General features: G+C 51.5%; 7 protein-coding genes. 2 read left to right on the top strand and 5 right to left on the bottom strand.

Translation table 11 applies throughout. The features are described 5' to 3' along the window. The first annotated feature begins 227 nt into the window (after positions 1-227). Positions 228-1916 carry a dihydroxy-acid dehydratase gene (ilvD, locus tag CHH67_RS00260; RefSeq protein ID WP_095262973.1) on the top strand — a complete coding sequence of 563 codons (1689 nt, stop codon included), beginning with the start codon at positions 228-230 and terminating at the stop codon, positions 1914-1916. A 128-nt stretch (positions 1917-2044) separates the two neighbouring features. Here ilvD and CHH67_RS00255 read toward each other — a convergent pair whose 3' ends face one another. Beyond that, on the bottom strand, positions 2045-3451 hold the full coding sequence (locus tag CHH67_RS00255) for a polysaccharide deacetylase family protein (RefSeq protein WP_095262972.1): 1407 nt from the start codon (positions 3449-3451) through the stop codon (positions 2045-2047). 143 nt (positions 3452-3594) lie between these two features. Here CHH67_RS00255 and ytvI point away from each other — a divergent pair, with 143 nt between their 5' ends. Further along, positions 3595-4764, top strand: a complete 1170-nt coding sequence (ytvI, locus tag CHH67_RS00250) for a sporulation integral membrane protein YtvI (protein WP_095262971.1) — start codon at positions 3595-3597, stop codon at positions 4762-4764. On the opposite strand, the gene CHH67_RS00245 is transcribed toward ytvI, so the two are convergent. From CHH67_RS00245 to CHH67_RS00230, 4 genes are all read right to left on the bottom strand, one after another. After that, a complete protein-coding gene (locus CHH67_RS00245) occupies positions 4701-6509 on the bottom strand; it encodes a peptidoglycan D,D-transpeptidase FtsI family protein (protein WP_095262970.1) in 1809 nt (602 codons plus the stop codon). The genes ytvI and CHH67_RS00245 overlap by 64 nt on opposite strands. 220 nt (positions 6510-6729) lie before the next feature. Continuing rightward, the gene (locus CHH67_RS00240) at positions 6730-8937 is read right to left on the bottom strand and encodes a methyl-accepting chemotaxis protein (protein WP_095262969.1); all 2208 of its coding nucleotides are present in this window, start codon (positions 8935-8937) and stop codon (positions 6730-6732) included. 230 nt (positions 8938-9167) lie between these two features. Further along, positions 9168-10505, bottom strand: a complete 1338-nt coding sequence (locus CHH67_RS00235) for a peptidase U32 family protein (RefSeq protein WP_095262968.1) — start codon at positions 10503-10505, stop codon at positions 9168-9170. 12 nt (positions 10506-10517) lie between these two features. Continuing rightward, positions 10518-11453, bottom strand: a complete 936-nt coding sequence (locus CHH67_RS00230; protein ID WP_095262967.1) for a peptidase U32 family protein — start codon at positions 11451-11453, stop codon at positions 10518-10520. Positions 11454-11470 lie beyond the last annotated feature (17 nt).

Raw genomic sequence — 11470 nt, 5'->3', positions numbered from 1 at the left:
CCCATCCCTTCAAGCCTGCTGCTCTTTCGCAACCGGAGCAGGCTTCTTCATGTTTACCATAAAACTCCCCCTCTTCCCTATGAACACCTGGTAGAAAAACCTCCCTTTTTGTGATAGACTCATTTAAAACCGAATCGTGTACTTGTTCACAGGTACCCGATTGCTTTGTCGGATAACCGCACTAAAGCGCGGTAATATTAGAATGATCTGGGGGGAGAACTGACATCATGACAGCAAAAAAAATGCGTTCAGACATGATCAAAAAAGGTTTTGACCGTGCGCCGCACCGCAGTCTTCTGCGTGCAGCCGGGGTTAAGGAAGAGGACTTCGGCAAGCCGTTCATCGCCGTCTGCAACTCTTATATCGATATTGTGCCGGGCCATGTGCATTTGCAGGAATTCGGCAAATTGGTGAAGGAAGCGATCCGCGAAGCCGGCGGCGTGCCTTTCGAGTTCAATACCATCGGCGTTGATGACGGCATCGCAATGGGGCATATCGGCATGCGCTACTCGCTGCCAAGCCGCGAGATCATTGCGGATTCCCTGGAAACCGTCGTATCGGCTCACTGGTTCGACGGCATGGTCTGCATCCCGAACTGTGACAAAATTACACCGGGCATGCTGATGGGTGCGCTGCGGGTCAACATTCCGACCATCTTTGTCAGCGGCGGTCCGATGAAAGCAGGCGTGGACAGCAAAGGACGCCGCCTTTCCCTCACTTCCGTATTCGAGGGCGTAGGTGCCCATCAGGTCGGCAAGATCAGCGATGATGATTTGCTCGAGCTAGAGCAGTTCGGCTGTCCAACATGCGGCTCCTGCTCCGGCATGTTCACCGCCAACTCGATGAACTGCCTCGCGGAAGCGCTCGGTCTGGCTTTGCCAGGCAACGGTACCATTCTCGCAGTAGCCGAAGAACGCAAGGAATTTGTGAAGCAATCGGCTCGCCAGCTGATGGAGCTCGTGAAGATGGATCTGAAGCCGCGCGACATCGTGACGATTGAAGCGATCGACAATGCATTTGCGCTCGATATGGCTATGGGCGGATCGACCAACACGGTGCTTCATACGCTTGCACTCGCACATGAAGCCGGACTCGACTATCCGCTGGAGCGAATCAATGAAGTAGCTGACCGCGTGCCTCACATCTCCAAACTGGCACCCGCCTCGGATTATTTCATTGAGGATGTGCACATCGCCGGCGGTGTCAGCGCCGTTCTGAACGAGCTGCTGAAGAAGCCGGGTGCGCTGCATGGCGATTGCATTACGGTAACAGGCAAGACGCTGGCCGAGAACGTGACCGGCTGCGAGATCCAGGATACCAACGTTATTCATCCGATCGATCAGCCCTATTCGGAGAAAGGCGGCCTCGCTGTCCTATACGGCAACCTGGCGCCCGAAGGCTCCATCATCAAGGTCGGCGCTGTTGATCCGTCGGTTGGCGGATACCATAAAGGTCCGGCCATCTGCTTCAACTCCCAGGACGAAGCGCTGGAAGGCATCGCGAACGGCAAAGTCAAGGAAGGCCATGTGGTGGTCATCCGCTATGAAGGCCCTAAGGGCGGCCCCGGCATGCCGGAAATGCTGGCCCCAACTTCCCAGATTGCAGGTATGGGTCTCGGCGCCAAAGTCGGCCTGATCACAGACGGCCGCTTCTCAGGAGCTTCCCGCGGGATCAGCATTGGGCATATTTCCCCTGAAGCTGCGGAAGGCGGACCGCTTGCCTTCGTAGAAGACGGTGACATCATCGAGCTTGATCTGAACAATCGTGTCATTCAGCTGCTGGGCGTAAGCGATGAAGAGATGGAGCGTCGCCGCAGCAAGTGGGTCGAGTTCCAGCCGAAAGTAAAAACAGGCTATCTCGCCCGCTATTCCAAGCTTGTCACTAACGCCAGCTCCGGCGGCGTATTGAAAATCTAACCGAATTTCGCCTGAAACATCAAAGGGGTTATCCGCGTTCCGTACACAGATGGTACGGACGGGATAACCCCTTATCTTATATAACGGAACTAACGAACGGTATTCCATGAATAAGTGCGTGAACCTTATTATCGTGGCACTGCGGTAATGCCCTTGGAAGAAGCGCCTGCAATGGCGGTCAGCTCACTCATCTCGTCATGCTCGTGAGCCTCGTCGGCAATGGCGGCGACGGCGGAGGATGGCCTCTTTTTGCTGGCGTAGCGCTCAATCAATACTTCAACCGGCATATACAGCATTTTGGGCTCCATCGCCTGGGTCCCATCCTTCAGGCGCGATTTGCCTTTGGGATGAATGACGCTAAGCAGCAGCTTCAGATAGATTCGAGTCGAGCTGGCGAACCAGCCTGACGGCAGATCCAGAATTTGAAACCCGAATTGCTCCGGCCCCCGGGAAATCATGGTCACACCGTACAATCCTTTGGATCCTTGAAGCTCCGGCCGCTCCAGCACCATATCTGCAAGTGTCGGCAGATCCTTCTGAACTGCACGGATCATCTGAATCGCCAGCTGCATCTCCGATCTCGAACGACTGCCAAGCTCAAACAGCTTTTTGTTGTCAAAATGCAACTCAACAATCTTGTCACCCTTCTCAATCCGGCTGCCATCCTCCAGCGTAACCGGCTGCCCCCGATAAGGGCGAACACGGAAGTGCAGCATCGGGTCGGACGGGGTTACAGTCCGAAGTGTGAACAGGGCATGGAACGCTTTCTCCCACAGGAGCCACGCTGATACCAGCATTCTTTTGGCCGGAGACAGCTTCTTGGCCTTAGCCTTGCCTTCCTTCTCCAACATACGGTCGATACGAATGCTTCTCATCCCCTTCTCCTTCGCCACCTTAAGCACACGTTCCAGCGCAATCAGCATCTGCTCGGGAGCATCCGGGTTAGCCCCCATCGTCGTCCCGCAATCATGCAGCAGCATGACCTCTCCATCACGCAGCTTGCTTAGCATCCGCTGCGTCAGCCGGTCAGCGCCGATCTTGCTGCGCCAGTCGTAGAACATGGATGACCATAGAATAATTCTGCAGCCTGTATTCTTAGCGAAATCAAACAGATTTACGATCCCCCAGGGAGGTCTGTAATAAGTTGTTCGCTCTCCGGTGATCGAGAATATAATATCATCGGTCCGCTGGACTTGCCGGCGAACAGTCACGGGTCTCATCAACCAATTGCTCTTATGAACATAATTATGAATACCGATCAGATGACCTTCCTCATGAATGCGTCGAACGACTTCAGGATGCTGCTCCGCATGGGAACCAACCACAAAAAAGGTAGCCTTCATATCGTAACGCCGCAGCAGATCAAGCAGCTTGGGCGTATAATGAGGATCAGGTCCATCATCAAACGTTAAAGCGAACTCGTTCTCCCCGGACCCCCTGCGGAATACTCGGAAGCCAAAAATCCGGGTTAATATACCGGGAATAAATGCATAAAACGATGAAAGGTAAAATAGCCAAAGCAGTATTGTCTGCATACAAACTCCCCGCTTTTATCTCTATATTTCTGTAACATACTATCATATTTTATCACAGCCCATAAAGAAATAGGCTTTTTTTTAGAAAATCGTGTACAATGATATCATTGATCATTTCTAAAAAAAGGAGCCGATGCCAGACCATGCTTCCCTTATACAAAAAATACTGGAGAACCGCATTTGACATCGCTTTAGTTGTACTAACGGTATACCTGATTATGTTTATTTTTAGTAAACTTTACCAAATTGCGGCGCCTGTATTTCTGTCTTTTCTGGTATTTTTGATTATAGAGCCACTTGCGAAATTTCTGCATCGCCGCGGTTTGCCAAAACCGATTGCTGCAGCCATATCCGTCCTGCTCTTTCTAATGATTATAGCCGGGCTGCTGCTCGGAGCAGGCGCGCTCATTATTTCTCAAATTACACATTTAAACGATAATCTTCCGGCATACACCCGCACGCTGCAAACCCATTTCCAGGAGTGGCTGCTTGTGCTTCAATCCAGGCTGGATGCATTGCCGCCGGATTTGACCGACCGTTTGAACAGCTTCTTCCAGAACATCACGAATTTCGGTGCCAACGTCGCAAAGTCTTTCTTTCTATTTATGGTTGGTTTCATGGGTTCATTCTCCAGTTTTATCGCCAATTTCGGGATCGCGATGATTCTCGCCTTCTTCCTTAGCATTGAAATTACAAGCTGGAGAAAAATTGCCACCGACAAGACACCGAAAACGATCAAAATCGCTTTTCAGTTTCTGAAGGACCACGTATTCAAAGCGATTGGCGCTTACCTGAAGGCCCAACTGAAACTGGTCAGCATTACCTTTGTCATTGTATATGTCGGTCTGCTTATCCTTGGAACCTCAAATGCGCTTTCTGTCGCCCTGTTCAGTGCCGTTTTTGATATTTTGCCACTGCTCGGCGTACCGGTTATTTTTATTCCGTGGATCATTTATCTGTTTATTGTCGGCAATAGCGGCCTTGCGATCGGTCTGATTGTGCTGCTTGCAGTCGTCATGGTTTCCCGTCAGCTGCTCGAACCGAAAATTGCAGGAAATTCCATCGGCATCTCATCTGCGTTCCTTATGCTGTCTTTCATGATTATCTCCTTGTCTATCTTCGGCGTGGCAGGTCTTATCTTGGCCCCGATTCTGCTAATTTTGCTTAAAGAGTTGCTTCAGCAAGGATATTTGCAAAAGTGGATTCATCTGCCCAGCGAAGAGTTTGATGTATCTCCATTCGATATGACTCAACGTGCCGATCCTGAGCCGGAAACAGAAAAGTCCGGAGAAGCCAACAAATCAATCACCTGACCGAACAGCTGCGTAGCCTGATGACTGCTGTCAGGCGAGCGATCTTCCACAAGCACGGCCACCGCATACCGTGGCTGTTCGACAGGGCCGTACCCGATAAACCATTGGTTATTCCGGGCGCGGCCCTTTACTTTAACTTGCGCGGTACCCGATTTTCCTGCCCATCTGGCCTTGTGGTTTAACAGTGATTTTCCTGTCCCCTCACGCACTACATCCTCCATCCACTTACGCAGTATAGCGGATGTTTCCCGGGAAATATTTCCGTTGCCGCCCAGCTTCCCCATAACCACGGGTTTCGCTTCATACAATAGCTGACCATTGGCATAGGTCAGCTTGTCCATCAAACGGGGTCTATGGACCTCGCCTCCATGAAGCAGCGTAACGACCATATTGGCAGCCTGAAGCGGGCTAATCGCCGTATCACGCTGTCCGATGGCCGTTTGTACCCGCTCACCGGCATCTGATCTGTCCGCTGATTTGTCGAATATTGTCCCTTGCTCCTCATGGTCCAGCGGCTTCAACACGCTTAAACCAAGCAGATCTTTAGCTTGCCAGCCCACGGTTTGTCCAAGTCCAAGCGAATTCGCTGCCGCTTCAAGCTGTTCATGCGTCAGCCGTTCGGCCAGTGTGGCGAACACAACATTACATGAATGCGCAAACCCTTCTTCAGCCGTAATCGTCCCATGGCCGCCTTCCTTCCAGCAGGACAGACCGTATTTTCCGTATTCACCGCTGCAATGAAATTTCTCCCGGGGCTTGACGACGCCATGCTCCAGCGCAGCCGCTGCGGTGACCAGCTTAAAGATTGAACCCGGCACCGCAGCCTTAACCGCCCGATTCTCCCATTCCCCCGCTTCCGGATGGATGTCTTCGGGATTATAGAAAGGCCTGGATACCATGGCCAAAATGTCAGCATTGCGGGCATCCAGCACAACAACTGCCCCTTTGCCCATGTTGGCCTTTTCGGTTAAATCCTCAATCGCCTGCTGCATCCCTGCATCGATGGTGCTCTGTACACGCAGAGGATAATAGGGATTACTCGAAGCCTTCACCATCGGTTCCATATCCTGAATAACATGGTTGCCGCCGTTCACCGGGAAATATACAATGGTCGGTTCATCACCGCGTATAATCGGGTCCAGCGCTTTCTCCAGCCCGCTGTTTCCCTTGATCTCGGGATCATCTTTATAGAACAGGTTCTCCTTGCGCTGCCCCGACACATAGCCAAGCCACTGCATGCCGGAAAGCCCGGCAGGATAGCGCTGCTGATAAGGGAGCACTTGAATATATTCCAGCTCCAGCTCATGAATCCGTGCGATCTGTTCACTAGACAAAGCGGTGGGCACAGGCGACGATTGGGCATGCCATAGAATCGGTTCATGACTCTTATGCCATTGGTCAGTCAGCGCATCATAATCGGTATTCAAAATATCGGACAACTGCCGCAGCTTGGGCTGAGCCTCGCTCCACTCTGCCTTATTCATCGGGAACAGAACGGCCGTCCATATCAGATGCCCTGTTAGCGGCTGCCCATAGCGATCCGTAAAATGACCTCGGCCGGAATCCAGCACCACGCCCCGTTCCCTCTGGTACAAGGACGCCTCAATCATCGTATGATTGCTCCCCGGCATACGCTGATGTTTCATGACAAGCTGCACCCAGGCCAGCCTTCCGGCAAGTATGAGAATGAATAAGGTCAGAATCAGCCAGCCGTAGACGACCCGCTGCTTGCGGTCAAGCTTCATCCAACATCCCTCCGCTTGTAAGATTTCTTTTTCAGTATTGCCCGTAGCAGCGCCCCGCAACCTGCCATTCTGAAAGGAGCCTTCCCCGATCAACCCAATAAATGCGAAAAACGCCCTTCCCGCATGGGGGCATGAAGCCCCATGTTGAAAGGACGTTTCGTAGGATGACTAACCTTAACATATCCCGGACCCGCGTTTAGGCGAGTCTTTCTCTCTAGACTTAAACCGTGAAGCGAGACAGCGTTTCTTTCAGCTCTTTCGATACGTTCTCCAGCTTGCTCGACAGGTTCACAAGCTGATTGCTGATGTTCTGCTGCTCGTTCGAGAGCGAAGCCACCTCTTCGGACGTCGCCGAAGACTCCTCAGCCACCGCACTCACATTGCTCATCGCTTCAGACAATACATTCTGAGAATCGTTCAGTTCACCAATGGAGCTTGTAGCGGAATCCAGCCGCTCGATGAACTCGCCCATCTGCTGTCTTACCGACAGGAAGATATCGCTGGTTTCCTTCACCGCATCCATCTGTGCTTTAAAGAGCGGGTTCGCATCCAGCAGCACTTGAACCGTTTCATTCATCTCTGTCATGATGCGGTCTGTAATCTGGCTAACCATGTCAATCGACTGTCTGGACTGCTCTGCCAGCTGACGAATTTCATCGGCAACCACCATGAACCCGCGGCCGGCAGCGCCAGCTCGAGCTGCTTCAATCGTAGCATTAAGCGACAGAATATTCGTTTGCTTCGTAATGTTCTGCATCACATCGAGCACCTTCACAACCGAAGATGTCGTTTCTTTCAGTTCATCAACCTTGCGCATCATCGAACGTGTCATATCTTCCGTCTGATGCGTTTTATCAAGCAGGTCGTTAAGATGCTTCGTACCGAGCTCACTGGAGCTTTCAACATGACGAGCCGATTTGCCCATCTCTTCATTGGCGTTAACAACGACTTTCATCTGCTGGGAAATATGGTTGGTCAGATCGCTGCCGCGCTCTGCTTCCACAGCAAGACTGCTTGCGCCGTTGGCAATCTCTTCGGTGGCCACCGCAATTTCTTTAGCGGAAATAGCTGTTTTCTTGGAGGCGTCGCTAAGCTCAGCCGCCGTACTCAGAACATCCTGCGCCGTATTGTTCGTTTGCTGCACCAGCTTGGTGATCTGCTCCATCATATCGTTAAAGCTGGCCGATAGCTGGCCGATTTCATCCTGGCCTTTGTGATCCGTACGAACGTTCAGGTTTCCTTTGGCCCCTTCCTTCATCAGAAGGTTCAGTTTGCCAAGCGGACGGGCAATCATACGTACCATCCATATGCCGATCAGAATCGCAACCACAACGTCTACCGCAGCTACAATCCAAGTAATGAAAAGGATCGAGGTGGCATCCTTAGTCAGTTCCCTTTCCTGTACAACCCCTACCAGCTTCCAATCGTTCGTGGCGAGCTTGTTGTACACGGCAAGGACCGAACGGTGCTCTTCGTCTCTTGTCGTCAGATTGTCCGTTCTGCTATCCTCAGGAAGCTCTTGCAGGAAGCTCAGATTCGTCTCTGTTCCGTTCAAGCCGATGACAGAGCTTGATACGACCGTTCCCTCCGGACTTACCAGCTGCAGCTGCCCCTGGTCACCAAGGTTGATGCCCGCGAGCTGCTCATTCAGCACACTGACGTCCAGATCAATCATAACGACATACGTGCTGTTCAGATCATTCATGGAGCCGAGTGCACGCGCTACGGTGAAATAAGGCGCTCCGCTGTTCGCCTTTGTCGGAACCCAAGTCAGTTTCTGTGTTCCTTCCTTCAGTTCGATGAACCAAGGCTCTTCGTATACCGACTTAGCATCCGCAGATACCTGCCCTGCCGAGATCATAATTTCCTGATCGGTCGGGATCAGATACATGGCTCTAATGACCGAATCCGACGTAATTTGGTTGGACAGCCTGTCACGAATGCTCCGTTCAACCGTAAATTTGTCGTAATCGCTCAAATTGTCATGCTTGAAAGAATAAAGCAGTTTTTGCAGATCGTTGTCGTAAAAAATTTGCCGCCCCATATTTTCGTACTTATCCAGAATAATATCGATTTTCTCCGACGTCTGGATAATCATCTGCTGGTTGGCGTTGGCTGCGTTCTTCACAATCGTGTTCCGCGCCTGATTATAGGAGAGCCATCCCAAAATCACCACAAATGCTACGATTGCTGTGAAAAACACGAGGAACAAACGAATTCCTACCGACTTAGCCGGGTTAAAGGATGTCTTACCAAACGCGGTAACCGCCGATGATGCAACCGATTTCACGTTATGTATTCCCTTGGATGACCAAGAACTGAAGAGGCCCTTTCCTTCCTTCGGCTTCTTGTCCTTCTTCTCCCTGTTCTTCTTGTCCTTCAGCTTGTCTTGTTTCGGTTTCTTTTCCTGCTGTTCTACATCTGACATTTGCTGTTCACCTGCCACATTCTTTTTATGATATGGTTAGTTGACGTGACACAACTCCCCTTTACTATTTTATTTCGTCAGGTAGGGGCGTTTTTCTTTGGCTTTTCGCAAAAAAATTAATACAACATCCCTATTTTTTTGAATAAAAAAAGAATCCGGGGGGCGTCGGGCGACCCGGATTCATGTCAAACCTAGTTAATATGACCTAGAACCAGTCCATTACGGACCGACTATCCTTTCCGTTTGCGCATCATATCAAAGTTCTTCAAAGGCTGCTCCACCTTCATCCGAACGAGCTGAAGCGGATGACGCGCCGCGTCAAGCGGAGCCCCGCTCTCATCTTCAAGCGAGCCTACCTTCTGTTTAAAGAAGGTGCCTTCCGGACCAAAGAATTCGATTTCGTCTCCCGGCTTGAAATGATTGCGCTGCTGGATGATCGCGGTTCCGGTGCTATCGTCATATTCCATCACCAGTCCTGCAAAATCATACGGCACCGCTTTCTCCTCCGGCTCATAAATATGATCTTCATGGTCCGGGGTATCATAGAAAAATCCGGTGTTCAGCGGACGGTTTGCCGCCTTGTTGATCTCCTCCACCCATTCCGGCTTCAGAACATAGCCTTCCGGATCTGCCATATACGAATCAATCGCCTGGCGGTACACATTGACGACCGTGGCAACATAATGAATCGACTTCATCCGTCCTTCAATTTTGAAACTGTCGATGCCTGCCTCGATCAGATCGGGGATATGTTCAAGCATGCACAGATCCTTCGAACCCATCGTAAACGGATTGTCTTCCGGCTGAAACAGCGGAATTTGGGTTAGGCCCGGCTTGAACGGCGACAGCGCCGGTGGAGCCTGCTCCATCATACTCTCTTCGGACACCCAGCTCTCCTCGCTTCTGCCGTCCTCGAACAGATCGTATTTCCAGCGGCACGATTGGCAGCAGCCGCCACGATTGGAGTCCCGATCGGTAAAATGGTTCGAGAGCACGCAGCGCCCGGAGAAGGAAGAGCACATCGCTCCATGAATGAAAGCCTCGATTTCGATATCGACATGTTCTTTAATCGCCGCAATCTCTTCCAGACTCGTCTCCCGCCCGAGTACGACCCTAGGCAGTCCTTCGTCCTTCCAGAACTTTACCGCTTGCCAGTTCAGCGTGGATTGCTGTGTGCTCAGATGAACCTCAAGCTTCGGAGCGGCACGTTTAGCCACTTCGATGATCGCCGGGTCTGCCGCAATAATCGCAGCAATGCCGACTTCCTCCAGCTTCTTCAAATACGCCTCAATGCCCTCGATATCTTCATTATGGGCATAGATATTGGTTGCTACAAACACCTTCGCCCCGTAACGGTTGGCAAACTCGACGCCTTCTCTCATCTCTTCAAAACTGAAATTGTCCGCATTCGAGCGGAGACCATACTTCTGGCCGCCGATATATACAGCGTCTGCACCGTAGTGCACCGCAAACTTCAACTTCTCCAGGTTGCCGGCAGGCGCAAGCAGCTCCGGTTTAGCCAACCGGTAACGTTTGCCTTTATATTGTGGCTTCGCCATAACTTCCATGCTGTCCACTCCTTAATAAACTTGTTCCTTATAGAAAAAGCCAAACGACAGTTCACGCTCAGGGTCCTGAATGGCGCGAATTTCGTCCATCCACGCCTCCTGAAAGGCGTATGCATTCGGATCGGCCGCATACAGGTCTATCGCATTCCGGTAAATGCGAAGCACCTTCTCGTTGTAGGAGAGCGGCTTGAGCAGCGTCTCTACCTTGAAACTGTCGATACCTGCTGACATCAGCAGATGCAAATCCTCGAGAATGCAGATATCTTCAGAGCTCATAATATGAGTTCCGTTCACATCCTCATAGATCGGATACTTCTCTTCCTGTCTTTCGGCCTCGATCAGAAACAGGCCTCTTTCTTTCCCCAGATTCTCCTCGTCACCTACGGGTCTGCCTTGATGCGCCATGTAGCTCTGGACCAGGCGGCGCTTGGAGTGATAGATATTGGTCATGCCATGAATCTGAACCTGCGCCTCCACTTGCAGCTGCGGCTTCATCTCCGTAATTTCATCCATGTTCAGTTCACGGGCAAGAATGACTCGCGATGCTCCCTTGCTGCCCCAATAGTTGGCTGTCGAATAATTCGTGGCCGTCATCTCGGCATTCCAGTGCAGCTTGATCTGCGGCGCGATCGTCTTCACGGACGTCAGCACCGACGGATCGTTGAACTCTACCCCATCCACGCCGATCGCGCCTAGCGTCTTCACATAATCCGGCAGATCGGCAAGCAGATCATTGGTCATCAGATTGTTCATGCATACATAAATTTTTCGGCCGCTGGCATGGGCCAGCTCCGTAACTTCTCGGATATGATCCGGATTCATGCTGCCGGGAAGTCTCATCCCGAACCGGTCTTCACCGACGACAAGGGCATCTGCGCCTGCTTCGAAATAAACGTTCGCTTCAGCGACAGAACCAGCCGCCGCCAACAGCTCTGGTTTTCTAATCATGAGCGTTTCCTCCTACA

The sequence above is a fragment of the Paenibacillus campinasensis genome (genome assembly GCF_002272015.1).
GTDB classification, from domain to species: Bacteria; Bacillota; Bacilli; order Paenibacillales; family Paenibacillaceae; genus Paenibacillus_AQ; species Paenibacillus_AQ campinasensis.
The sequence above is the reverse complement of the archived record's forward strand: the minus strand, read 5'-3'. Positions and strand labels throughout refer to the sequence as shown.

Coding starts and splice junctions, on each gene's coding strand:
- ilvD (WP_095262973.1), top strand. CDS start 228: ATGACAGCAAAAAAAATGCGTTCAGACATGATCAAAAAAGGTTTTGAC.
- CHH67_RS00255 (WP_095262972.1), bottom strand. CDS start 3,451: ATGCAGACAATACTGCTTTGGCTATTTTACCTTTCATCGTTTTATGCA.
- ytvI (WP_095262971.1), top strand. CDS start 3,595: ATGCTTCCCTTATACAAAAAATACTGGAGAACCGCATTTGACATCGCT.
- CHH67_RS00245 (WP_095262970.1), bottom strand. CDS start 6,509: ATGAAGCTTGACCGCAAGCAGCGGGTCGTCTACGGCTGGCTGATTCTG.
- CHH67_RS00240 (WP_095262969.1), bottom strand. CDS start 8,937: ATGTCAGATGTAGAACAGCAGGAAAAGAAACCGAAACAAGACAAGCTG.
- CHH67_RS00235 (WP_095262968.1), bottom strand. CDS start 10,505: ATGGAAGTTATGGCGAAGCCACAATATAAAGGCAAACGTTACCGGTTG.
- CHH67_RS00230 (WP_095262967.1), bottom strand. CDS start 11,453: ATGATTAGAAAACCAGAGCTGTTGGCGGCGGCTGGTTCTGTCGCTGAA.